This is a genomic window from Halomonas sp. ANAO-440, from assembly GCF_019915905.1.
GTDB classification, from domain to species: domain Bacteria; phylum Pseudomonadota; class Gammaproteobacteria; order Pseudomonadales; family Halomonadaceae; genus Halomonas; species Halomonas chromatireducens.
Genome location: NZ_JAHXBV010000011.1, coordinates 1 through 23,044, shown reverse-complemented (window position 1 = coordinate 23,044; position 23,044 = coordinate 1). Strand labels below are relative to the sequence as shown.

Annotated in this window: 21 protein-coding genes; 13 read left to right on the top strand and 8 right to left on the bottom strand. The window is 62.3% G+C overall.

Features of this window, described 5'->3' with window-relative positions; all coding sequences use genetic code 11:
• The first annotated feature begins 36 nt into the window (after positions 1–36).
• Positions 37–2,895, top strand: a complete 2,859-nt coding sequence (locus tag KZO25_RS09465) for an AMP-binding protein (protein WP_223136765.1) — start codon at positions 37–39, stop codon at positions 2,893–2,895.
• Positions 2,896–2,999: 104 nt separating this feature from the next.
• Here the strand turns inward: KZO25_RS09465 and KZO25_RS09460 are convergent, their stop codons facing one another.
• Positions 3,000–3,509 (bottom strand): fasciclin domain-containing protein, encoded by a 510-nt coding sequence (locus tag KZO25_RS09460; protein WP_223136764.1) that lies wholly within the window; start codon positions 3,507–3,509, stop codon positions 3,000–3,002.
• Between the two features lie 260 nt (positions 3,510–3,769).
• On the opposite strand from KZO25_RS09460, the gene KZO25_RS09455 reads away from it, so the two are divergent.
• Entirely contained in the window at positions 3,770–4,081 is a 312-nt protein-coding gene (locus KZO25_RS09455) for a YqfO family protein (RefSeq protein ID WP_066450607.1), read from the top strand.
• A gap of 18 nt (positions 4,082–4,099) precedes the next feature.
• On the opposite strand, the gene KZO25_RS09450 is transcribed toward KZO25_RS09455, so the two are convergent.
• On the bottom strand, positions 4,100–4,657 hold the full coding sequence (locus KZO25_RS09450) for an NUDIX hydrolase (protein WP_223136763.1): 558 nt from the start codon (positions 4,655–4,657) through the stop codon (positions 4,100–4,102).
• A gap of 102 nt (positions 4,658–4,759) precedes the next feature.
• On the opposite strand from KZO25_RS09450, the gene KZO25_RS09445 reads away from it, so the two are divergent.
• The 5 genes from KZO25_RS09445 to KZO25_RS09425 all read left to right on the top strand — a co-directional run bounded on the left by KZO25_RS09445 (position 4,760) and on the right by KZO25_RS09425 (position 9,517).
• The gene (locus KZO25_RS09445; RefSeq protein ID WP_083517599.1) at positions 4,760–5,404 is read left to right on the top strand and encodes a CoA pyrophosphatase; all 645 of its coding nucleotides are present in this window, start codon (positions 4,760–4,762) and stop codon (positions 5,402–5,404) included.
• Between the two features lie 33 nt (positions 5,405–5,437).
• Positions 5,438–6,097: a 2OG-Fe(II) oxygenase gene (locus tag KZO25_RS09440; protein ID WP_066450616.1), complete on the top strand. Its 660-nt coding sequence runs from the start codon at positions 5,438–5,440 to the stop codon at positions 6,095–6,097.
• On the top strand, positions 6,097–7,671 hold the full coding sequence (locus KZO25_RS09435; protein ID WP_223136762.1) for an ATP-binding protein: 1,575 nt from the start codon (positions 6,097–6,099) through the stop codon (positions 7,669–7,671). Before KZO25_RS09440 ends, KZO25_RS09435 begins: the two co-directional genes overlap by 1 nt.
• A gap of 21 nt (positions 7,672–7,692) precedes the next feature.
• The gene (locus KZO25_RS20165; protein WP_223136761.1) at positions 7,693–8,355 is read left to right on the top strand and encodes a response regulator transcription factor; all 663 of its coding nucleotides are present in this window, start codon (positions 7,693–7,695) and stop codon (positions 8,353–8,355) included.
• A 121-nt stretch (positions 8,356–8,476) separates the two neighbouring features.
• Positions 8,477–9,517: a fatty acid desaturase gene (locus KZO25_RS09425; protein ID WP_223136760.1), complete on the top strand. Its 1,041-nt coding sequence runs from the start codon at positions 8,477–8,479 to the stop codon at positions 9,515–9,517.
• Between the two features lie 85 nt (positions 9,518–9,602).
• On the opposite strand, the gene KZO25_RS09420 is transcribed toward KZO25_RS09425, so the two are convergent.
• The 5 genes from KZO25_RS09420 to KZO25_RS09400 form a co-directional block, all read right to left on the bottom strand.
• A complete protein-coding gene (locus KZO25_RS09420) occupies positions 9,603–9,968 on the bottom strand; it encodes a copper-binding protein (RefSeq protein ID WP_223136759.1) in 366 nt (121 codons plus the stop codon).
• 1 nt (position 9,969) lies between these two features.
• On the bottom strand, positions 9,970–13,116 hold the full coding sequence (locus KZO25_RS09415) for an efflux RND transporter permease subunit (protein WP_223136758.1): 3,147 nt from the start codon (positions 13,114–13,116) through the stop codon (positions 9,970–9,972).
• Between the two features lie 11 nt (positions 13,117–13,127).
• Complete coding sequence (locus tag KZO25_RS09410) at positions 13,128–14,591, bottom strand: efflux RND transporter periplasmic adaptor subunit (RefSeq protein WP_223136757.1); 1,464 nt, start codon at positions 14,589–14,591, stop codon at positions 13,128–13,130.
• Positions 14,588–15,832: a TolC family protein gene (locus tag KZO25_RS09405; RefSeq protein WP_223136756.1), complete on the bottom strand. Its 1,245-nt coding sequence runs from the start codon at positions 15,830–15,832 to the stop codon at positions 14,588–14,590. The genes KZO25_RS09410 and KZO25_RS09405 overlap by 4 nt, the downstream gene beginning before the upstream one ends.
• Before the next feature lie 147 nt (positions 15,833–15,979).
• Entirely contained in the window at positions 15,980–16,396 is a 417-nt protein-coding gene (locus KZO25_RS09400; protein WP_223136755.1) for a hypothetical protein, read from the bottom strand.
• 213 nt (positions 16,397–16,609) lie between these two features.
• Between KZO25_RS09400 and KZO25_RS09395 the strand changes: the two genes are divergently transcribed.
• A complete protein-coding gene (locus KZO25_RS09395) occupies positions 16,610–17,290 on the top strand; it encodes a heavy metal response regulator transcription factor (protein WP_223136754.1) in 681 nt (226 codons plus the stop codon).
• On the top strand, positions 17,287–18,672 hold the full coding sequence (locus KZO25_RS09390) for a heavy metal sensor histidine kinase (RefSeq protein WP_223136753.1): 1,386 nt from the start codon (positions 17,287–17,289) through the stop codon (positions 18,670–18,672). Before KZO25_RS09395 ends, KZO25_RS09390 begins: the two co-directional genes overlap by 4 nt.
• 204 nt (positions 18,673–18,876) lie before the next feature.
• Here the strand turns inward: KZO25_RS09390 and KZO25_RS09385 are convergent, their stop codons facing one another.
• Entirely contained in the window at positions 18,877–19,362 is a 486-nt protein-coding gene (locus KZO25_RS09385; RefSeq protein ID WP_223136752.1) for a hypothetical protein, read from the bottom strand.
• 216 nt (positions 19,363–19,578) lie between these two features.
• Here KZO25_RS09385 and KZO25_RS09380 point away from each other — a divergent pair, with 216 nt between their 5' ends.
• The 4 genes from KZO25_RS09380 to KZO25_RS09365 all read left to right on the top strand — a co-directional run.
• Complete coding sequence (locus tag KZO25_RS09380; RefSeq protein ID WP_223136751.1) at positions 19,579–19,962, top strand: hypothetical protein; 384 nt, start codon at positions 19,579–19,581, stop codon at positions 19,960–19,962.
• Between the two features lie 144 nt (positions 19,963–20,106).
• Entirely contained in the window at positions 20,107–20,565 is a 459-nt protein-coding gene (locus KZO25_RS09375) for an ATPase (RefSeq protein WP_223136750.1), read from the top strand.
• Positions 20,566–22,305 carry a DUF3141 domain-containing protein gene (locus KZO25_RS09370; RefSeq protein WP_223136749.1) on the top strand — a complete coding sequence of 580 codons (1,740 nt, stop codon included), beginning with the start codon at positions 20,566–20,568 and terminating at the stop codon, positions 22,303–22,305.
• 6 nt (positions 22,306–22,311) lie between these two features.
• Positions 22,312–23,044 (top strand): AI-2E family transporter (locus KZO25_RS09365; RefSeq protein WP_223136748.1); only part of this gene is annotated, 733 nt, incomplete at its 3' end.

Sequence of the window (23,044 nt, the reverse complement as noted above, 5' to 3'; positions counted from 1 at the left end):
CACAGGATACGCAGGGAGGATGACGAGAGGTGCCGAATGATGGAACGTTCCAACCGCGAGCGGCCGACAGACATGACGCCACAGCAGCGGCTGCTCGCCATCGTTGAAGAGATGGCCCGCGAATTGCAGCCGGACCGGACTGCGCCACGCTCCCCGTCATTGCAATCGCGGCTGGACCGGGATCTCGGCCTGGACAGCCTGGCCCGCTCCGAGCTGCTCCTGCGAATCGAACACGCCTTCGACGTCAAGCTACCCGAAGAGGCCCTGATGGCGGAGACACCCGCCGCGCTGCTGGATGCGCTGCAAAGCGCCCGGGGCAAGGCCGCCAAGGCAGATGCCGCCGCCGACCCGGTAGTGGAGACGGCGCATGAACCGGCTGCTACTCCCACCACCCCATTGGAGCCGGTGGAGGGCGAGCCGGAAAGCGCCGAGACGCTCAATGCGGCCATGGACTGGCACCTGGAGCGCCACCCCGACCGGCCCCACCTGTTCATCTACGGCGATGATGACCAGCCCCGGACGCTGAGCTACGGTGAACTCGACCGGGGCGGCCGAGACATCGCCGCGGCGCTGCTGGCCCGAGGCGTCGAGGCCGGCGACCGGGTCGCCCTGATGCTGCCGACCTCACCGGACTACTTCATCGCCTTCCTGGGCATTCTTCGCGCCGGTGCGGTTCCGGTACCCATCTACCCGCCGGCACGGCCGGCACAGCTCGAGGAGCACCTGCGGCGCCATGGCCGCATTCTGACCAACGCCGGAGCGGAAGTCCTGATCACCGTTCCCGAAGCGCGACGTGTCGCCCACCTGCTGCGCGCAGACGCGCCGCACCTCGGGTCCATCGTGACGGTGGCAGAGCTCTGCGACGGACGTCACACCGCGGCGGCCATGACACCTGAGGGCTCGAGCCTGGCGCTGCTGCAGTACACCTCAGGCAGTACCGGGGACCCCAAGGGGGTCATGCTGACCCATGCGCAGCTGCTGGCCAACATCCGTGCCATGGGCAAGCGGCTGGAAGCCACGCCCGAGGACGTGTTCGTCAGCTGGCTGCCGCTCTACCATGACATGGGGCTGATCGCGGCCTGGCTCGCCAGCCTCTATTACGCCATCCCGCTGGTGGTGATGTCGCCGCTCTCGTTCCTGTCGCACCCGCTGCGCTGGCTGGAGCTGATCCAGCGCCACCGGGGCACGATCGCCGGGTCGCCCAATTTCGGCTACGAACTCTGCCTTCGTGCAGCACGCCCGGAGCAGCTGGAGGCGCTGGACCTGAGCAGTTGGCGCATCGCCTTCAACGGCGCCGAGCCGGTCAGCGCTCGCACCTTCGAGCGCTTTGCCGAGACGCTGGCGCCCTGCGGGCTGCACCAGGAGGCCCTGATGCCGGTATACGGGCTGGCCGAGGCCGCCGTCGGGCTCTGTGTGGCCACGCCCGGCCGCGGCGTGATCCTCGACGCCGTCAACCGCGAGCTCTTCGCCACCTCCGGTGAGGCCCGGCCGGAGCCGGATCCCGAAGCCGCCCAGACCTTCGTCAACTGCGGCCCGCCCCTACCCGGCTACTCGGTTCGTATCGTCGACCCACAGGGGGAGGAGCTGCCGGAACGTCATGAAGGTGACATCGAATTTCGCGGCCCCTCCGCCACCCAGGGTTACTTCAACAACCCCGAGGAGAGCCGCAGGCTGTACCACGGCGAGTGGCTGCGCACCGGGGACAGGGGCTATCTCGCCAATGGTGACATCCACCTCAGTGGCCGGCGTAAGGATGTCCTGGTTCGCGGTGGGCGCAACATCTATCCCTACGATCTCGAGGAGGCCATCGGCGGTCTCGAGGGAGTCAGAAAGGGCTGTGTGGCGGTATTCGGCAATCCCAATGCCGAAAGCGGTATCGAGGAACTGGTTGTGGTGGCCGAGACCCATGTCGACGATGTGGTGCAGCGCGAGGCCATCACCCACGAAATCGACAGCTTAACGGTGGATATCGTCAACCTCCCGCCCGACGACATACGCCTGGTACCACCTCACAGCGTACTGAAGACCTCGAGCGGCAAGATCCGCCGCGGTGCCACGGCAGAGCGCTACCGCAGCGGGCAGTTGGAAAAGGGCCAGGCGCCCGTCTGGCGACAGGTCACCGGGCTGGCGCTACGCTCGGCCTTGCAGCGCTGGCGCCATGGCGCCAGCCGAGCCGGAGAATGGCTCTATGCCGGCTATGCCTGGGCCATCTTCGGCATTGCCATGGCGCTGGTCGCCCTCCTCGCCCTGCCCTTGCCCCGGCTCGCCTGGCGCTGGCGAGTCGCCCACTATATTGCCCGCAGCGCCTCGCTGTTGACGGGCATTCGTACCCGGGCACATGGCCTGGCCCGCTTTCCCCACCGCGAGCCCTGCGTGCTGGTGGCCAATCACGCCAGCTACCTGGACGCGCTGATTCTGACGGCCGTGTTCCCGTACGGCTTTCACTATCTAGCCAAGGCCGAACTCAGCCAGCCGTTTCTCACCCGGTTCGTACTCCAGCGCATGGGCGTGCTGTTCGTCGAGCGCGACAATACCCGGGAGGCCAACCACACCACCGAAAAGGTTCTCCAGACCGTCCGGAAAGGCGGTTCCCCGGCATTCTTTCCCGAAGGAACCTTTCGGCCGGAGCCCGGGGTACAGGACTTTCATATGGGCGCCTTCGTCTCGGCCGTCAAGGCCCAGGTAGCGGTAGTACCGGTGGCCATTCGAGGGAGTCGTGTGTTGCTGCGCGGCAGGGAGTGGCTGCCCCATCCCGGCACGGTGGATGTCGTGGTGGGCGCCCCGCTCCAGCCCCGAAGTTCGGACTGGTCCGAAGCGGTCAGGCTGCGCAACGAGGCCCGAGCGTTCATCGTGGCGGAATCCGGTGAGCCAGACCTGGGAGCCAGTCGGGCTTGACCCTCATCGACTGCGAATCCCGAGAGGCTTATGGACAGCTGAGCACAAAAAAGCCACTCCGAAGAGTGGCAAGCGGTAAAGGGAGACGAGATGCGGGGCTCGTCTCACTCCGGCATCAAAACGCCATCGATTACATGGATCACGCCGTTGCTGGCCTCGATATCGGCCTGGACGACGGTGGCATCGTTGATCATCACGCTGCCATCCATGGTAGTGATGGTGATGTCCTGGCCCTGCACGGTGGTGGCACTTTCCAGCTCCATGGCATCAGCGGCCATCACGTTTCCAGGTACCACGTGATAGGTGAGTATCGCCTGCAGCTGGGCCTGGTTCTCGGGCAGCAGCAGCGTGTCTACGGTACCTTCGGGCAGTGCCGCGAAGGCCTCATCGGTCGGTGCGAAAACCGTGAAGGGTCCCTCACCCTTGAGTACCTCGACAAGCTCGGCCGCCTGAACCGCTGCGACCAGGGTTTCGAACTGCCCGGCGCCGATGGCAGTATCGACGATGTCGTCATGGGCATGATCATGGCTACCGGCATGGGCTGAGGTCGCGAGTGCAAGGCCGAGAAAGCTGGCGCCGATCCACTTGGGTGCTGTGACGGTAAAGGCATTCATTAGTGATGCTCCTTGGTGTCTTGCTGCCCCGAAGGGCGGTGAAATTGACCGGCAGGAGTGAGGGCGACGCCCGAATCCTTGTACACGGTAGTATGTTTGTACACTATCTGGACAACTAGTTCAGCACTTGTACAACATTTTTTTCGCTCGCCCCACCGACGTCACGGTCCTGTCAGTGCCGTCGCTGCCATCACAGCGAGCCAACGAGAGAAGAACAGGAATAGAGCAGAGAAGAGAAGGAAAAGAGAGGAGATCAAGATATGTACAAGTTAGCGTTCTACGTCCCCGTCGAGGACGCCGAAGCCGTCAAGGAAGCCGTGTTCGTGACCGGCGCTGGGAGAATAGGCAACTACGAGGCCTGCTGCTTCCAGACACCGGGCACGGGGCAGTTCCGCCCATTGGACGGAGCCAGCCCGCATATCGGCCAGGTCGGCGACCTGGAACGGGTGGAGGAGCTCAAGGTGGAGCTGGTCTGCGAGGATGATCTCATAGAGGAAGCGGTGGCGGCCCTGAGAGCCGCTCACCCCTATGAGGAACCCGCCTTCGATGTGTGGAAACTGGAGACTTTCTGATTGTCGCCAACCCAGACATCAGGCCGAGCCAAAGTAGCGCTCGCGATCCTCGGCGGTAATATCGCTGATATGCAGCGGAAAATCGTTACCGCCACGGTCGGCATAGAAATGGCGAAGCGTACGCTCGATGGTGGGGAAGGCCAGCTCGTCCCAGGGGATCTCGTGCTCCTCGAAAAGCGCCACTTCCAGGCTCTCGGACCCGGCGGCAAAGCCGCCCGTCAGATCGGCACGAAAGATCATGTAGACCTGATTGATATGGGGTAGGTTGATCAGGGTATACAGGCCGTGAATGCTGACGTCGGCGCAGGCCTCCTCGAGGGTCTCCCGGACGGCGGCCTCGACGGTGGTCTCGGCGTTCTCCATGTAGCCGGCGGGCAGGGTCCAGAAGCCCTTGCGCGGGGAGATGGCACGCCGGCACAGCAGAACCTGCGAACCGCTCACCGGCAGTGTACCGGCAACGATACGCGGATTCTGGTAATGGATGGCCCCGCAGGCATCGCACAGGTATCTTGGCCGGTCATCCCCTTCCGGAATCGCGAAACGCACGGTATGGCCACAATGGCTGCAGAAGTTCATGGGGCTCCCTGGCAGGCTGACGAGCGGTGCGATACCGCCCGGCTTCGGGCTTGACGGTGGCAATGGCGGCCGGTAGAACGAATCAAACCCGATGGAAACCCCATGTTAGAGAAACTTCGCAAACGCCTGCAAGCACATACCCCGTGTCGCATGCGACTCGACATGCCGCAGGCCGCGGTGCTGCTGCCTATCGTCGACCGCCCCGAGCCGACGCTGCTCTTCACCCGCCGCGCCAGCCACCTCAGCACCCACAGCGGCCAGGTCGCCTTCCCCGGCGGCAAGCGCGAGGAGGCCGACCCCGACCTGCTGTTCACCGCGCTGCGGGAATCCCGGGAGGAGATCGCCCTGCCGCCGGAGCGGGTCGAACTGCTGGGACGGCTCTCGGACGTGATATCGCTGCACGGCATCCTGGTCACGCCCTATGTCGGCCTGATTCCTCCCGACCTGCCGCTGGTGCCAGACCCCAGCGAGCTCGATGCCATCTTCGAGGTGGAACTGTCGCTGTTCCTCGAGGACAGGCGACACCATACCGATGTCATTCCGGTGGATGGGCGCCTCCACTATGTACCCAGCTATCATGCCGCCGGCCAGGTGATCTGGGGGCTCTCCTCGATGATGCTGGTCGAACTGCTGGCCGAGGGGTTCGGGCGCCCGGTGAGCCTGTTGGAGGAGCCACCGACCGGCCGCCTGTGCTATTTTCCCGAACGCCTGCTGCGCACGCTGCACAGCGAGACGCACACGCCCTGACCACCGCTGTCGCCACGGAGAAGAGACGTCCCGATGCCCCCAGCCACCCGCCCGGCCCTCGATGTCAGCGCCCTTCCCCGGCTGGTCGACGCCCTGGTCGACCAGGGCTGGTATATCGGTGAGGCCATGCTCGACGCCGAACTGTGTCACGACCTGTACCGGGAACTGATGACCCTGGCCGAGAGCGAAGCGCTCGAGTCGGCCGGCATCGGCCGGGGCCCGCAGCACACCCTGCGCCGCGATATCCGCGGCGATGCCATCCACTGGCTCGATCGCGGCAGCCTGGCCCAGCGGCGCTACCTCGAGGCCATGGCCGACCTGCAGCGTGAGCTCAATCAGGCACTGTTCCTGGGGCTCTTCGAGTACGAGGCCCACTTCGCCCACTACCCGCCCGGGGCCTTCTACAAGAGGCACCTGGACAGCTTTCAAGGGCGCGCCAATCGGGTGGTCTCCACGGTGGGCTACCTCAACCCCGACTGGCCCGTCGATGGCGGCGGCGAGATGGTGATCTTCGCCGACGACGACCCGCAGCGTGAAGTGGCCCGCGTAGCGCCTGCCGCCGGCAACTTCGCCTGCTTTCTCTCCGAGCGCGTTCCCCACGAGGTGCTGCCGACCCGCCTGCCCCGCGCCAGCATTGCCGGCTGGTTCCGACGCAACGCCTCGCTGGGCGGCCTGGTGGACCCGGCACGCTGATGGCTGGCAACGACACTGCCCGCCTGCGCCAACGGCTTGCCGCCCTGGAGGCCCGCTGCGCCGAGCTGGAGTCGCGCAACGCCGCACTCGAGGAGGAAAAACGCCACTACCAGTGGCTGGCGGAGAGCACCACCGACCTGATCTCCCGCCACGCCCGCGACGGCACCTTTCTCTACGCTTCCCAGGCGTCGCGGGAGCTGCTCGGCTTCGAGCCCGAGGAGCTGATCGGCGCCTCCGCCTACGATCACTTCCACCCGGCCGACCTGGCCGACCTGCTCAACAAGTCGCCCCGGGTCTACTACCACGATGGCTTCTACCAGCAGACCTACCGCTTCCGGGCCAAGGATGGCCGCTACGTCTGGTTCGAGACCACCAGTCGCACTCGCCGCGACCCGGCGACCGGCGAACTGCTCGATATCCTCTGCGTCTCCCGGGACGTGGGCCGGCGTATCCGCGCCGAGGCCAACCGGGAGCGCCTGGCCCGGGTGGTGGAGTCGACCACCGACTATGTGCTCTTCGCCGATGGCAACGAGCGACTCATCTATTCCAACGAGGCCGCACGTCGGTTGCTGAGCCTTCCCAGGGAGGGCCTCGACGCCCGCCTCGAACAGGCCTATATGCCGGCCTCGCTCGTCATTCTGCGCGATATCGTGCTGCCGGCCGTGGCACGCTACGGTTCCTGGAGCGGTGAGCTGGAAATGCCGGGTCCCAAGGGGCCCGTGCCGGTACTCAGCGTGGTACTGGCCCACCACGGACCCGGCGCCGAGCCCGACCATCTCTCGCTGCTCAATCGCGATATCGGCCTGCGCAAGGCCGCCGAGGATCAGGCGAGGCGCCATCAGGAGCAGATCGCCCATGCCAACCGGCTGGCCACCACCGGCGAGCTGGCCTCTAATATCGCCCATGAGCTCAACCAGCCGCTGGCGGCCATCGCCAACTACTCCAGCGGCGCGCTGATGCAGCTGCAGGCCGACCCGGGCCGACCAGCCAGCGACCTGGCGCATCCCCTCTCGCGTATCAACGAGCAGGTCCAGCGCCTGGACGAGCGGCTGCGTCATATCCGCACCTTCGTGCGCAAGGGCCAGACACGGCCTCGGCCGCTGGTGCTGGCGGGTATCGTCGACGCCGCCTGTCGCCTCTGCGACTGGCAGTATCAGCAGGCCGGCGTGGCCATCGAGCCTGACCTGGCCGACGCCCTGCCTCGGGTGATGGCCGATCCGGTGGCACTGGAACAGGTGCTCGTCAACCTGCTGCTCAACGCGCTGGAGGCGAGCCGCGACCGGCATGGCGCCGACCGGGTCACAATCCACGCCTGGCGCAGCGGCCCCCGGGAAGTCACCTTCACCGTCAGCGACAGGGGGCCCGGCATCAGTGAAGCCCAGGCGACACATCTCTTCGAGCCCTTTCACTCCACCCGCCCCGACGGCCTGGGAATGGGTCTGGCCATCAGTCATTCGCTGATGGAAGCCATGGGCGGCAGCCTGGCACTGACCAGCGGTTCCGACGGCGCCACCTTTGCGGGTACACTGCAGGCCGAACCCGGCTCGCTGACGACCCGGCCAGCCTCCGCCTGAACGCTCGCCCAGGAGAGACGCGTGACCACCCCTTCGGCCCATTCAGATCACGCTGTGCCCCGCATCGCCGTGGTCGACGATGACGAGGCCCTGCGCGACTCGCTGGCCTGGCTGCTGGACTCCGTGGGCCTCGCCACCCACGCCTTTGCCGACGGCGATGCCTTCCTGGCCGCAGAACCCGACAGCTTCGCTGCCGTACTGCTCGATGTGCGCATGCCCGGCCTCAGCGGCCTGCAGGTCCAGCAGCGCCTGAACGAGCGCGGCGACATCGCGCCGATCATCTTCATGACCGGACACGGTGACGTGCCCATGGCGGTGACGGCCCTCAAGGCGGGGGCCTTCGACTTCATCGAGAAGCCCTTCAATCATCAGCAGCTGATCGATGCCGTGCAGCAGGCCATGGCCGAACACCAGCGCCTGCGCCAGACCAGGGCCAGGCTCGAAACCGTCCAGACCCGCTACGCCGCCCTCCGTCCCAAGGAGCGGCAGATACTGGTACATGTCGCCGAAGGCATGACCAGCCGCGAGATCGCCGAACACCTCGACATCAGTGCCAAGACCGTTGAGGTCTACCGGCTGCGGGCCATGAAGGCGCTGGGGGCGCACAACCTGGCCGAGCTGGTGCGGCTCTGCGTGGCACTGGGGCTGGTGGAGGCGCTGCCGACGGAGCCACCGCAGCAGTAGGCAGGTCGCCTCAGGCGCACGCCGTGACGCCAGCAACACAGGCGGGGCCACGCCGACGATCTTCCCGATATACGTGCGGTTCCGTACAGACAGGGGGCGTGACGGCCACCAACCTACCGTCATGGACCCCAAAACGACTATCGACACCGCCGAGCCACGGGCATTGAAGCGCGCCCTGGGTGAGTACCGCACGCCGCGCCTGATGCGCAGCGTGGTGGAACTGATGGCCACGGCAATCCCCTTCGCCGCCCTCTGGATACTGATGTGGGGCACCCTGAGCGCTGGCTACTGGCTCGGCCTGTTGTTCGCCGTGCCTGCCGCGTTCTTTCTCGTGCGCCTGTTCATGATCCAGCACGACTGCAGCCACGGGTCATTTTTTCCGTCTCGCGCTGCCAATGACTGGGTCGGCCGCGCCATCGGGGTCTTGACCCTGACGCCCTACGATCTGTGGCGGCACAGCCATGCCCTCCATCATGCCAGCTCCGGCAATCTCGATCGCCCGCGTATCGGTGGCATCGATACCCTGACCGTACGCGAATTTCGGGGCTTGCCGCTAAGGCAGCGGCTCCGCTATCGCCTGTACCGGCACCCGCTGGTGCTGTTCGGTCTCGGCCCGACGTACCTGTTCATCCTGGACCATCGCCTGCCGGTGGGATTCATGCGTGCAGGCTGGATGCCCTGGCTGAGCACCATGAGCACCAACGCGGCGATCGCGCTGCTCGTCACCGCCATGATCTGGCTGGTCGGCGTGATCCCCTTTCTTCTCGTGCAACTCCCCATCACGCTTCTCGCCTCCTCGATCGGCGTCTGGCTGTTCTATGTCCAGCACCAGTTCGAGGAGACCCTGTGGAAACACGAAGACGACTGGACGTTCCACGAGACGGCGCTGCACGGCAGCTCCCACTATGACCTGCCGGGTCCCCTGCGCTGGCTCACCGCCAATATCGGGATCCACCATGTCCATCATCTCTGCAGCCGCATCCCCTCCTACCGGCTGCCCGAAGTGCTGCGCGACCATCCTCAACTCCGCCATATCGGCCGCCTCACCCTGTCGCAAAGCCTCGCATCGGTGCCACTCGTGCTGTGGGACGAGAAGAAGCGTCGACTGGTCTCCTTTGCCGAGGTGCGCACGGCGATCACCAGCCGGGACAGGTTTCAATGATAAGTGTCGCATCACAAGATTGACCTCAGGTAGGCATACCAGATCTCGATGGTTTGAAATACGGCATGCCCTGGCACGAACAGCTTTACTGAGATTGAGTCGCTTGGATGGAAATAATTTCGTAGTCAGTTTCGCCTGTTTGGCGCAGCACGAAACCAACGTAGTCATCGGTTTTTACGAGTTCAGCCAACGCCGGATCGGCCAGAGCCATTTCCATTGTCATTGCTGGCCAGCGCAGCTCAGCGATCGGCTCGTGAGCCAACACCACACTGCTGCCATCCTCTGCTATCGACTGCACGGTACCGACGCCTTCCGCGGTGCGCATCTCTTGATGCGTGTCCGTGGCACCATGATTCGCATGCTTGCCATGTCCATGATCACTACTCGCCACGGCCGGCCCTGTGATGAGGAAGCTCGCCACTACGGCCATCTGAAATACGATATGTTTCATTTTACTGATTTCCTTCGAGGTTGGTGTTACTCACTACAGCCTCAGATGAGACCGTTTCGGGAAGTTGTCGACGCTGCCAGAGCCAGTACAGCACCGGAATGAGCAGCAACGAGACCAGCGGTGCAGTGATCATGCCGCCGACCATTGGGGTGGCGATGCGCTGCATCGCTTCCGATCCTGGACCTGAATCCATCAGCAGCGGGCTCAGCCCCAGCACCACCGTGAGCGAGGTCATGGCCTTGGGACGCACGCGCATCACGGCACCTTCGATGATTGCTTCACGCAGCTCGCCCTGGGTCCGGGGCTGGCGCTGCTCCACTGCGCCTTTGACGTACATCAGCATGACCACGGCGAACTCGGCCGCCAGGCCAATCAGCAGGATGAACCCCGCTGCCACTGCTACCGAGACGTCATAGGCCAGCCAGTAAAGCAGCCAGACACCACCGACCGCGGCGAACGGCAGTGAGCCCATCAACATCAGCGTCTCCGGGCCGTTGCGGAAGCACAGGTAGAGCAGCAGGAAGATAAGTACGATAGTCACCGGCACGACCCACTGCAGCCGCTCCTTGGCCCGCTCCATGTATTCGTACTGACCCGACCAGGTGACGGAATAGCCGGCGGGCAATGCAACCTCCTCCATGACTCGCTCACGCGCTTCGGCCACGTAGGAACCGATATCCCGGCCGCGGATATCGACCACCACCCAGCCGTTGAGGCGCGCATTCTCCGTGCGAATCATGGCTGGACCATCGGCAATATTCACCTGCGCCAGTGCCTGCAAGGGGAGATAGGCGCCGGCAGTAGTGATCACCGGCAGATCGCGCAGCCGCTCAAGAGAGTCGCGCCAGTCCTGGGGGTAACGCAGGTTGATCGGGTAGCGCTCGAGGCCTTCTACCGTCTCGCTGACATTCATCCCCCCCACAGCCGTCTGAATCACGGCCTGCAAATCGCTGACGTTGACGCCATGCCGTGCCGCGGCACGCCGGTCGATATCCACTTCAACATAGCGACCGGCGGCTGTGCGGTCGGCATACGCTGACGCCGTGCCCGGCACATCCTGAAGGACTCGCTCTATCTCGCGCCCGATGCGCTCGATTTCCCCCAGGTCGGAGCCTGCCACCTTGATGCCAACAGGCGAACGAATACCCGTCGAGAGCATGTCGATACGCGTCTTGATCGGTGGCACCCAGACGTTGGCCACGCCAGGAAAGCTGACCGCCTCATCGAGCTCGCGGATGATATCGGTCTTGGTCATGCCCTCGCGCCACTGATCGCGGGGCTTGAAGCGAATGACGGTCTCCAGCATGCCGATGGGCGCCGGGTCGGTGGCAGTATCGGCGCGTCCCGCCTTGCCAAAGACACGTTCCACTTCCGGCACGGACATGATCAGACGATTGGTCTGTTGCATGAATTCACGCACCTTGCCAATTGAGACACCCGGCTCCAGCGACGGCATGTACATGAGGTCGCCTTCGTCCAGCTGGGGCATGAATTCACTGCCCAGCTTGCTCGCCGGATAGGCCACACTGGCGGCCAGCAGCACGGCAGCTGCAATGGTGATCCAGGGATAGCGCAGCAAGGCGCTCAGTCCCGGCCGGTAGATGGCAATCAGCATGCGGCTGAGCGGGTGAGCAGATTCCGGACGTATCCGGCCACGCACCAGATAGCCCATCAGTACCGGTACCAGGGTGATGCCGAGACCTGCTGCTGCCGCCATGGCGTAGGTGCCGGTAAAGGCGAGCGGTGAAAACATGCGCCCTTCCTGGCCCTGCAGGGTAAACAGGGGCAGGAAGCTGGCCACGATGATGAGCAGGGCGAAGAAAATCGGACGCCCGGTTTCCTTGGCGGCCTCGGCTACGGTATGCCAGCGATCTTCCCCCGGCGGCGCCTTTTCCAGCCGCTTGTGCAGGTTCTCCACCATGACGATGGCGGCATCGACCATGGCACCTATCGTCACGGCGATGCCGCCCAGCGACATGATATTGGCGTTGATGCCTTTGGCCTGCATGATCATCAATGCCGCCAAAATGCCGATTGGTAGCGCAATGATGGCCACCAGCGCCGAGCGGAAGTGAAGCAGGAAGACGACGCAAACCAGCGCGATGATAAGGAATTCCTGCAGCAGCTTGACGGTCAGGTTATCTACCGACTCCTGAATCAGAACCGAACGATCGTAGGTTTCCACGATTTCGACGCCATCCGGCAGGCTCGGACGCAGCTCATCGAGGCGTGCCTTGACGCGGTCGATGGTGGCAAGGGCGTTTTCGCCATGACGCATAACCACCAGGGCACCCACGGCCTCACCCTCACCATCCAGCTCTGCGATCCCACGCCGAGCCGCAGGCCCGATGCGAATTTCGGCCACGTCCTCGAGCAGTACAGGTGTGCCATCATCACCCAGACCAACAGGAACCAGGCGCAGGTCTTCGATGCCGGTGAGATAGCCTCGCGAACGGACCATGTACTCCGCTTCGCTCATCTCGATCACGGAACCGCCTGCCTCACGGTTGGCATTGGAAATGGCCGTGCGAATGCCCGACAGGGTCAAGCCGTAGGCACGCGCACGGTTCGGGTCAAGCACTACCTGGTACTGCTTGACCATGCCGCCCACGGTGGCGACCTCTGAAACGCCTGTCACCGACTGCAGTTCATACTTGAGGAACCAGTCCTGTAGCGAGCGCAGGTCCGCCAGGTCTAGCTCACCGCTGCGGTCTACCAGCGCATACTGGTAGACCCAGCCCACACCCGTGGCATCGGGTCCCAGGGCAGGTTGGGCGCCTTCCGGCATGCGCGGCGCCACCTGGCTCAGGTATTCCAATACCCGGGAGCGGGCCCAGTAAGGATCAGTGCCATCCTCGAATAGCACGTAGACATAGGAATCCCCGAACATGGAGAAACCCCGCACATCCCTCGCCCGGGGCACCGCCAGCATGGCCGTCGACAAGGGGTAGGTGACCTGGTCTTCGACGACCTGAGGCGCCTGGCCGGGAAAACTGGTATGGACGATCACCTGAACGTCCGAGAGGTCGGGTATGGCGTCCAGAGGCATCTGTCGGCCTGTGAACAGCCCCCAGACGACGAAGATGGCGGTCACCAAGAGCACCAGCAGGCGATTGTGCAACGACCACGAAATGATCCTTTCGATCATGCAACCTCTCCTCAGTGGTCGTGAGCCGCCGGCTCGATAGCGGTGACTTCGTACACGAACTCTTCACGCTCGTGCATGCGGAAGCGCATCGCCATGTCTTCGTGCAGGCCATCAAGCTCAAGGTCGTCAGCCACGGCGAAGTCCATGACCATGGCAGGCCACCCCAACACGGGTATTGGCTCATGATCGACATTCACCATCCGTGCCTCCAGATCGACAGAGAGAAGGCGACCATCCGCCCAGACCTCATCGCCCACTTCCTCTTCCACGGCCTCGAGCATGCGGCCAAGCTCGGCACTGGCTGACGCTTCGGAATCGAGCAGGAAGTGACCGGAGAGGACGACTCGCTCCCCCTCCTGGAGACCATCGATGATTTCCAGGTCACCATTGGCACGGCTACCCACCTGCACTTCGCGAGCCTGGAAACGCCCCTCTCCCAGCGCCAGGATCACGCGATCCTGCCTACCGGTGCGGATCACCGCCTCGGCAGGGAGATGCAGCACACTTAGCAAAGGACGGGGCGCCAGATGAACGTCCGCGTACATGCCTGGCTTCAACCGTTCCCCGGGATTGTCGAAGGCCAATCGCACTCGCACGGTACGGGTCGGGCTGTTCAAGCTCGGGTAGATGTAATCGACCTTGCCCTCCAGACGTTCGCCGGGCCGGAAAGGCAATTTCACGTGAGCGGCATCGTCTCGTGTCACGGCATCGACCTGATGCTCGAACAGATCGGCCATCACCCATACCCGCGACAGATCGGCAATGGTCATGACCTCGGTGCCCGGCGTGACATACATGCCTTCACGGACATTCAGCGACTCCACGACACCGCCCTGCCGTGCCCGTACCGACACCAGCCGGCGCGGCTCGCCGGCTCTCTCGACCTCGGCGATCTCGGCCGCACTGACACCCAGCGCCCTCAGACGCTCACGTGCCGGCGCAGCACTGCCGCCACGGCGTACGATATGCAGCAGCTCTTCCTGCGCATTGACGAGTTCGGGTGAGTAGAGGCGAAACAGCAGCTGCCCCTCCTCGACCCGCTCACCGGTGGTTCGAACCGTGAGGTCTTCGATCCATCCTTCGGTGCGTAGATGGACATGTGACAGACTCGACTCGTCGTAATCGACGAAACCCACCGTTTCGACCAGGCGAGCCAGATCGCCGCGAACAACCGAGCCGATGCGCACGTTCATGTTCTGCTGCACCACCGGGCTGATGCTCACCGTGCCGGGTGCCGCAGCATCACCACCGCCCGCATAGATCGGGATGAAATCCATGCTCATCTCATCTTTGCGTGGCTCGGGAGACGTGACGGAGGGGTTGTGAGGATGCCGGTAGTAAAGAATGTCACGCTCGCCACTCGCCGGTTCATCTGCCGCAGCAACGTGAGCATGTGAATCCGGCCAGTAATTCATGGCAGCGCCACCCAATGCGGCCCCCACCCCCAGAATGGCAATTACTCCCAGAACTCTCATGCGTCCTCTCCCAACAGATAGAGCAGATCCACCTGCTCAAGACGTCGTGCCGTGGCGATGCCTATCGCATCGATCTGCGTGTCCAACTCAATGAGTCGAGCGCGTACGTAGGCAGTAAAATCGACCGTCCGGTTTCTGTAGCCATGCTCGGCCGCCTCAGCATTCGCCTTGGCTTGGGGGATGAGTCGCTCCACGAAACCGCGTTCACGCTCGCTCAGCTGTCGCCACCTGGCCTGCGATTCTTCGAGTTGGCGCTGCATCTCCCGTACCTGCTCATGCCACGCGTATTGAGCCGCCTCGCGCTGGTGTACGCTGGCAGACAGGTCACGGTCCTGACGCTGGCGAGTGAAAAGAGGTAAATCGACCATGACCATGGCCGACATGCGGTCAGGCATGCCCATGCCTCTTTCAGTCGGGGTGCCGTAGGTGAGCTCGACTGACCATTGCGGCTTATAGCCCTGCCGCGACAGCTCGATACCATGGGCTCCGGCATCGACAATTGCCTGCTCCGCCGCCAACAAGGGGTGGGCTAGTAACGTGCCCGTCGGTTCGGAAAGCTCCGGAAAGTCCGACGGTAGGGGTCTTGCCACGGCTTCCAGGCCGACCCACCGAGAAAGCTGGGCCAACGCCGCTGATTCCTGAGCCTGCGTGTTCAGCAAGCGATCATGCAGTCGGTCAAGTTCAAGCTCGGCACGCAAGAGATCCTGCTGATCGGCGAAACCGGAAGCGAATTCACGCTCGGTAATTTCACGCAGATCCTCGAACAATGGCTGGCTTTGCTTAAGCACCTCAAGTACGGCGCGCTGGTTATAAAGAGATAAATAAGCGCGGCGAACGGCGCGGATGGCAGCGCGCTCAGCATTGCTGCTACGCGCTTCCTCCGCCTGTGCCATGGCCAATTCCCGCTCGCTTGCAAAGCGGCGGCTATCGCCTCTGGGGAAGGTCTGACGAATGCCAAGCCGTAACTGAGTCATGCTGTCGTCTTCGACTGTAAAGCCATCGCGGGCAACATCCATGACTTCGACAATCAGCATGGGGTCGGGGAGCTGACTTGCCGAAATGGCAGCCTCCCGGCGTGCCTCAGCCAGCTCCTGAAAGCGCAGTGTGGCAGGATCGTCGATACGGGCAAGGCGCTCGGCCTCGCTGAGCGAGAGCGATGGCATTGCCAGCACCAGGGAGGGAACGAACAATGCGGCGCTCAACATCAGGGCAGCCCGCATACACACTGTTTTATAGCCCATAAAACTATCCCCCCGCCTCTAGAAGATTGTTTACTTTAATCATCATTATTTGCCATGAAATGTGGCGCACACTTCAAACAGGCCCGAATAAAATTGGCCGACTTGCGCCGGCCAATTCTCCTAGAGAACAATGACTTGATAATCTGATTACTGAAAATTAACGTGCAAGCTGTAGCGATGCGGTTCCCAGCCATCTCCACCGGGAGCGGAGTCACCTGATACCATCAGTCGGTATTGGCCAGGCTGAAGAGTTTCTTGAATTTCGAAATTTCCAGCAGATGATTGCGCTTCAGTGACAATGTTACCTTGCGCATCCACGAGCTGAGCACTCATACGGAGCAAGGGGTGAGTGGCACCAGGGAAATGGTCACTGCCGATTTTCACTGCCGTGGCTTGCTCCACATCCAGATAGTAAGTATGCGCCTGACCACTGTTAATAATCTTGCTAGTGGTACTGCCTTCCTGGAGGAAATTTCCGTTCTCTGCTGCGCTGCCAAAACTGGCAAAAGCCGGTACAGAGAACATGCTAACAACAGCAGTGGCGAGAGCGATTTTCTTAAGCATGTTACACCTCATCTAATTTAAAGTTTACTAGGACTGCGGTTCACTTCGTCAGACTTCTATGGTTCTGATGTGGAAAAGTGGTAGAATGTCTCTTGTCTACTCCTCTCCCGCTTCGTCTTTATGTGCTCATAGTAACTAATAGAAACGGACAGGAAAGTGACCCCAAAATGACATGTTTGTCATTTTCTATTGAGGCCAGAAAACGGAGGCGTCGTGAAAATTCTGATTGTTGAAGACGAGCCGAAAACGGGTGACTACCTTGCCCAGGGCCTTAGGGAGGCCGGTTTTGTCGTCGACTTGGCGCGCGATGGGCTGGATGGCCTCCACTTGGCACAGAATGAGGAGTATGACCTTCTGATTCTCGATGTGATGCTGCCGGGGATGGATGGCTGGACCATTCTCCAGATGGTGCGACGCGCAGGGCAGGATGTCCCCGTCCTGTTTCTGACGGCCCGGGACGAAGTTGACGACCGAGTCAGGGGGCTTGAGCTCGGAGCTGACGACTACCTGGTAAAACCGTTTGCCTTTTCCGAGCTGCTGGCTCGTATCCGATCCTTACTCAGGCGCGGCAAGACCCGCGAGCCCGAAATATTCCGGGCCGCTGACCTGGAGCTTGACCTGCTGAAGCGCCGAGTCACAAGAGCTGGTGAGCGTATCGACCTTACCGCCAAGGAATTCGCCCTGCTCGAGCTGCTGATTCGTCGGAAGGGTGAGGTACTCCCCCGCTCGCTGATCGCCTCTCAGGTCTGGGACATGAATTTCGACAGCGACACCAACGTGATTGATGTTGCCGTCAGGCGGCTGCGAGCCAAGGTCGATGGCCCGTTCCACCTCAAGCTGATACGTACCGTTCGCGGCATGGGTTATGTGCTGGAGGCCTCTGACATCACATGAGACGGCAGCCACTCTCCCTAACCGCGCGTCTAGCACTATTGTTCGCCATGCTGACCGCTAGCCTGCTGCTGGTACTTGGCCTATTGATGGAGCGTCTGATCGACACTCACTTCGACCAAATCGATAGCCAGGAACTGAGTGCCAAGATGACCATGATCGATAATCTGCTGGGGCAAGCGCACTCATCCGTGGCATTCGACGCTTTGCTACTTCAACTCGACACCATACTGGCCAGTCATGACACCCTGGCCCTCTCGATCCGAGACGAAGAGGACGAGGTGCTTTATGCCTTTCGGCCCGAGCAACTAACACCAGCAAAGCAGGGAAATGAGGTCGCCGCCCAGACCCGCTGGCAGCATGAGGGGCGCAGCTTCATCGGCCGAGAGGCCGAGAAGACGCTTCCACTGCCCGAGCCAATTCCCTTGGACGTGCTGATTGGGCTTGATATCAGCCACCATGCACACTTCCTCAGCGACATCCGCCGCCATCTGTGGACCGGAATAACGATGGCGACGCTGATTGCGGCGCATCTCGGCTGGCTAGCCGCACGCAACGGCCTAGCACCACTTCGCCGGGTCACCCGCACCGCCAGCAAGCTCTCCGCCGACCGTCTCGGCGAGCGCCTATCCGAGCGAGATGCTCCGGCTGAGATGCTGGCCTTGGTCAGCGCCTTCAACGGTATGCTCGACCGCTTGGAAGCCGACTTTCAGCGTCTCAGCGATTTCTCCGCAGATATCGCACATGAGCTTCGCACCCCCGTCTCTAACCTGCTGACCGAAACCCAGGTCGCGCTGTCGCGGCCGCGCTCCGCCGAGGCTTACCGTGAGGTGCTGCACTCCAACCTGGAAGAGTTCGAGCGACTGGCAAGGATGATCGCCGACATGCTGTTCCTGGCGAAGACCGACCACGGTCTGCTACCGAACCCGTTCGAGACCGTGGTGCTTGAACAGGAAGCAGAGGCGCTGCTGGAATTCTACGAGGCTCTCGCTGAAGAAAAAGGCATTAAGCTACAGCTATCCGGAAACGCCACGGTAACCGGCGACCGGTTGATGCTGCGTCGCGCTCTCTCCAACCTGATCTCGAACGCCGTGCGCCACACGCCCGCCGGCGGCACCATCGAGATTTCTATCACCCCGTCCCAGGATTGGGCACAGCTGAGCGTCAGCAATCCCGGCGAAACCATACCTGCCGATCAACTTCCACGATTATTCGAGCGCTTCCACCGCGCCGACAACATCCGCAGCCACCACGGAGAAGGGGCCGGGCTCGGGCTCGCCATCACCCGATCCGTCATCAAAGCGCATGGGGGTGACGTCACGGTCTCCTCACAGGATGGCATCACTACCTTCTGCCTCTCCCTGCCGCTCACTGACAGGCCCTGAATACCAATGGAGGAATGACTCGATGCTTCCCAAGTCCAACAAACCCGATCGCTCTGGCCCAGGGCATCCCCTTCTTTTTGATACTGGCCGTACTGATGACCATGCCTTTCATGGCCGGGGATGAGACGACTCTCCAGGTCTACGACCTTGTGTCCATCAAGCCCGGAGCAGAACACGGTGGAGTGCGCGGTGGGGTGCGCCAATTTATTGTAGACACGCCTCCCCGAGCATCTGGCGTCGTGCCAACCACAGGATCAGCGGCGGCAGTAGGAGCCACTGAAGCAGCGGCGCCAGCCCAGTCCCCAGCAGCGGCAGGGTAGGCATCCGCTCAGCGTACTGCCAGCGCTGCTGGATCTCCGTTGCATGCCATTCCAGCCCGACCGTGATCACGATGCCAATGGCTAAGAAGCCGAGGATCGAGCGCGTATCGGGGCGAAGCAGCCAGTAGCGATGTCGGCGCAGACCCGCCACGACCCAGAAAGCGATCAGGGCGATGAGCACATCGCCCAGGGTCGCCCGGGTGCAGAAGAGAACGGCGTCCCAGTGCGCCATCTCCGGCATCGCGACGAAGAGCGGCACCTGCAGGAACTCCCAGGGGAAATTCAGTAGAAAGGCAAAGAGTGCCACGTTGAATTCCGGGCTAGCCAACAGCCGCTTCAGTGGGCCGTAACCGGCTTGCGTTCCTGTCATGAAACCTCTCCCAAACAGCACAGCCGCCAGTCTTCCACGCCGTACGCACCTAGGCAAACCGTGACCTGTCTTCAGGTTGGGTGATGTATATCACTTGATGTCGATCAAGCGACATTAGATGCCAGTGAGCTATGGTGAATAGGATCACTCAGCGTCAGGCAGCGATGCGCCATGCACCCTCACAGCTTATTCAACCGCCAAGTGCCGTATGCTCCCATGAAGTGGGCAAGGCTATTGCTGGTCGGGCTATTTGCGCTGCTGCTGAGTGGACTCGCGCTGGCCCATGCCGAGGCCCCGGATCCCGAGGCCGGTGATCCCGGGCACCACGCGGTAATGGTGCTTGAGGGCGCTTCCACCACGGTGGCTGCTAAAGCGCGGCATGAAGAAGGGCCACTTTGCCGGCACGGTCATGGCGAGTTCACCCTGCCTAAGGGAGTCCTACGTGTCGATCAGCAGGAAATCGAGTTCGAGGATGCCCTGACGGTCACGACCAAACCGACGCCTGCCCCCATCCCTAGATCCGTCTCCAGCACACCTCGACAACAGCCGTCCAAGTCCGGCGCTCCCATCTATCTGCTCACCCAGCGCCTGCGCCTGTAAGCCGTACATCCGTTCTACTCGGTGCCGCGGCACGGGCATACCCATGAACGTTGTCGGTTTGGTGCTACGGTCACCGGTGTCCTAACTGAGATCTCGATACTTGGTCTCATGTCTTGATACACACCAGTAAAGTGAGTGATTGCCATGAACGTTGAAACCTTTCGTGATGTAGTCGAGTGGACTCGGGCCCTGCATGAGCATCTGGCCAGGTGCCTGAAGCACTGTTCAACGCGGCAGGAGGAGGAGCGCGCCAAGTGGCTGTTGGAATATCTAGCGGATCATGAGGCGGCACTGGAGAAAACCGTCACTAGCTTCAAGAAGCAGGCTGCCACCAAGGCGTTGAATACCTGGCTCTACGACTACATTGCCTACGCGCCCATCAAGCCCCACCTGTCATGCAGCGCGCCCTATGCCCAGATGAGCTTCGACGAGATCTGCCAGGAGATCTTCGACCTCCATGAGCAGGTCATCGGCTTCTATCGCTATCTCGAAGGGCGCACCGAGATTCCCGAGACGCGCAAGCTGATCGGTGAGCTCCTGAAGCTCGAAGAGCATGAAGCGATGCGCCTGGTCCACCAGACCAACCGCTCCAAGGACCTCTAAATGGCTCAGCAACCTTCCACTACGACGACGGCTCGGCTGTTGTCGGGTACGGTGGACAATCAAATGATGCCCAACTTGTTGAGCTACCAGACCGATCTCTGGCAGCGCAGCGTGCTCCATCTGGACACCCTGCGTGAGCGCGCAAACAACATGCTCGAGCACGAGCGGGCCGGCAAGCCGACGCTGCTCGACTTCGACTACGAGACAGTCCTCGACGGTCGTCGGCTGGAACGCCCCGCCAACTATGCGCTGTTGCGGATAACCCGGGTGGGGGATGACTGCCTGGAGGACTGCCTCGACGCCAGCAAACCGCCGGTAGTCATCTTTGATCCGCGCGCCGGCCATGGCCCAGGCATCGGCGGCTTCAAGCGCGACTCCGAAGTCGGAATGGCGCTCCACGAAGGCCACCCGGTCTACTTCGTCGCCTTCTTTCCGGAGCCCGTGGCCGGTCAAACGCTGGGTGATGTACTGCATGTCCTGCGGCGGTTCGTCGAGACGGTGGCCAAGCGCCATCCTGGCAAGCCGCCGGTGCTCTACGGCAACTGTCAGGCGGGCTGGGCCATCGCCCTGCTCGCCGCCGACTGCGAGGGCCTCGTGGGACCCGCGGTCCTCAATGGCTCTCCGCTCTCCTACTGGTCGGGCGAGTCCGGCGTCAACCCCATGCGGCTTGCCGGCGGGCTCATGGGCGGCGCCTGGCTGGCACACCTGTTGGCCGACCTGGGCGATGGGCGTTTCGACGGCGCCCACCTGGCCGCCAACTTCGAATCGCTCAAGCCAGCAAACACCCTCTGGCAGAAGGAGTACCAGCTCTTTTCCCATATCGACACCGAGCGCGAGCGGTTCCTCGACTTCGAGCGCTGGTGGACGGGTTTCTTCGCACTGAGCAAGGAAGAGATCACCTCCATTGTCGGGAACCTCTTCGTCGGCAACAAGCTCGAACGCGGCGAACTCAGGGTATGTCCGGGCTGCACCGTCGATCTACGGCGCATCCGCAATCCGCTGGTGATCTTCGCCTCCAGCGGCGACAACATTACCCCGCCCCATCAAGCGCTGAACTGGATCCCGGCGGTCTACCCGGACACCGCGGCGCTCAAGGCCTCGGGCCAGCGCATCGTCTATCTGATCAACCCCCATGTAGGCCATCTGGGCATCTTCGTCTCGGCCAAGGTTGCCCGACTCGAGCATCGGGCGATCCTCGAGAGTGTCGGTGAGCTGAAAGACCTGGCGCACGGCCTCTACGAGATGCACATCGATAACCCCACCGGCGACCCCGACTGTCACAAGCCGCAATTCCGGGTGCACTTCGAGGAACGTCGCGTGGAGGACTTGGATTATCCCGACCAGGTTCCGGCGTTCGAGCGGGTGCGTGCACTGTCCGAGCACAATGTGGCTCTGTACGAGACGTTTCTTGGCCCCTGGGTACGGCTAATGTCCAATCCATGGACGGCAGAGGCGCTACGCCAACTACACCCCGCCAGAACCAGCCGTTTGCTGTATGCCGAGCGTTTTAACCCCTGGATGGCCTCTGTGAAGCAGCTGGCAGCCTCCGTGGCAACCGCACGCGAGCCACTCAACACCGACAACCCGTTTCCCCAATGGGAGGCGCTGAACAGCGCGATGATCGGCTCCTGGCTCGAACTCGCGGGAACGCTACGCGACGGTGCCAGCGAGATCGCGTTTCGCGGGCTCTACGGCTGGCCATTGGCCATGAAGAAGAGAATAGACTCGGGAGAAACGTGAAACATCATGTACGACCACCATGGGTCACCGATACTGAATCCACTCTGGGTGATCGCGATCATCCTTATCGTCGCAGCCCTCTACTGGCTACGGGTTCTCGCCGCGCCCATGGCATTCTCGCTGTTTCTGATGGCGCTGGTGTGGCCTGTTTACCAGCACAGAGCATTCAAGAGAAGACGAGCACTGCGCGGATTGGCGCTCATCATTTCGGTTCTGCTCGTGTTGGTTGCCACGGCAGCCGTTCTCCTGCTGATCGGTTACGGCGTCCGCACCGTTGCGGACGGCCTGTCCCTGTACGGCGATCGCGCACAGGAGACCTATCGCGCCATCGGTCTCTGGCTCGAAGGAAGGGGGATTGGCCTTTGGCCCACCGCAGGTGATCCGTTCAGCCTCAACGGACTCTTTCACCTGGTTCATGAGGCCGTACTGCGCATCAATGCGATCATGGGCTTCGTGGCATTGACCTTGATTTTTCTGATCCTGGGCCTGCTGGAAGCCAGTGCCTTCCAGCATCGCCTTCCTCATGCACTTGGCGCGGATGCAGCCGACCGGCTGCTGAGGGCATTTCATATCCTCGGGTGGAAATTTCGCCGCTACATGCTCGTCAGAACCGCTGTCAGTGTACTGACCGGTTTATTGACTTGGATATTTGCGCTACTGGCAGGGCTCGACTTTGCCATAGCCTGGGGCCGATGCCTGTCAAGCTTGTTGGAACCTGGAATCAGGCGGCTTCTAATCG

Excerpts from the sequence above, each read along its gene's own strand:
- KZO25_RS09465 (WP_223136765.1), top strand. The coding sequence starts at position 37 with ATGATGGAACGTTCCAACCGCGAGCGGCCGACAGACATGACGCCACAG.
- KZO25_RS09460 (WP_223136764.1), bottom strand. The coding sequence starts at position 3,509 with ATGAATGCCTTTACCGTCACAGCACCCAAGTGGATCGGCGCCAGCTTT.
- KZO25_RS09455 (WP_066450607.1), top strand. The coding sequence starts at position 3,770 with ATGTACAAGTTAGCGTTCTACGTCCCCGTCGAGGACGCCGAAGCCGTC.
- KZO25_RS09450 (WP_223136763.1), bottom strand. The coding sequence starts at position 4,657 with ATGAACTTCTGCAGCCATTGTGGCCATACCGTGCGTTTCGCGATTCCG.
- KZO25_RS09445 (WP_083517599.1), top strand. The coding sequence starts at position 4,760 with ATGTTAGAGAAACTTCGCAAACGCCTGCAAGCACATACCCCGTGTCGC.
- KZO25_RS09440 (WP_066450616.1), top strand. The coding sequence starts at position 5,438 with ATGCCCCCAGCCACCCGCCCGGCCCTCGATGTCAGCGCCCTTCCCCGG.
- KZO25_RS09435 (WP_223136762.1), top strand. The coding sequence starts at position 6,097 with ATGGCTGGCAACGACACTGCCCGCCTGCGCCAACGGCTTGCCGCCCTG.
- KZO25_RS09425 (WP_223136760.1), top strand. The coding sequence starts at position 8,477 with ATGGACCCCAAAACGACTATCGACACCGCCGAGCCACGGGCATTGAAG.
- KZO25_RS09420 (WP_223136759.1), bottom strand. The coding sequence starts at position 9,968 with ATGAAACATATCGTATTTCAGATGGCCGTAGTGGCGAGCTTCCTCATC.
- KZO25_RS09415 (WP_223136758.1), bottom strand. The coding sequence starts at position 13,116 with ATGATCGAAAGGATCATTTCGTGGTCGTTGCACAATCGCCTGCTGGTG.
- KZO25_RS09410 (WP_223136757.1), bottom strand. The coding sequence starts at position 14,591 with ATGAGAGTTCTGGGAGTAATTGCCATTCTGGGGGTGGGGGCCGCATTG.
- KZO25_RS09405 (WP_223136756.1), bottom strand. The coding sequence starts at position 15,832 with ATGGGCTATAAAACAGTGTGTATGCGGGCTGCCCTGATGTTGAGCGCC.
- KZO25_RS09400 (WP_223136755.1), bottom strand. The coding sequence starts at position 16,396 with ATGCTTAAGAAAATCGCTCTCGCCACTGCTGTTGTTAGCATGTTCTCT.
- KZO25_RS09390 (WP_223136753.1), top strand. The coding sequence starts at position 17,287 with ATGAGACGGCAGCCACTCTCCCTAACCGCGCGTCTAGCACTATTGTTC.
- KZO25_RS09385 (WP_223136752.1), bottom strand. The coding sequence starts at position 19,362 with ATGACAGGAACGCAAGCCGGTTACGGCCCACTGAAGCGGCTGTTGGCT.
- KZO25_RS09380 (WP_223136751.1), top strand. The coding sequence starts at position 19,579 with ATGAAGTGGGCAAGGCTATTGCTGGTCGGGCTATTTGCGCTGCTGCTG.
- KZO25_RS09375 (WP_223136750.1), top strand. The coding sequence starts at position 20,107 with ATGAACGTTGAAACCTTTCGTGATGTAGTCGAGTGGACTCGGGCCCTG.
- KZO25_RS09370 (WP_223136749.1), top strand. The coding sequence starts at position 20,566 with ATGGCTCAGCAACCTTCCACTACGACGACGGCTCGGCTGTTGTCGGGT.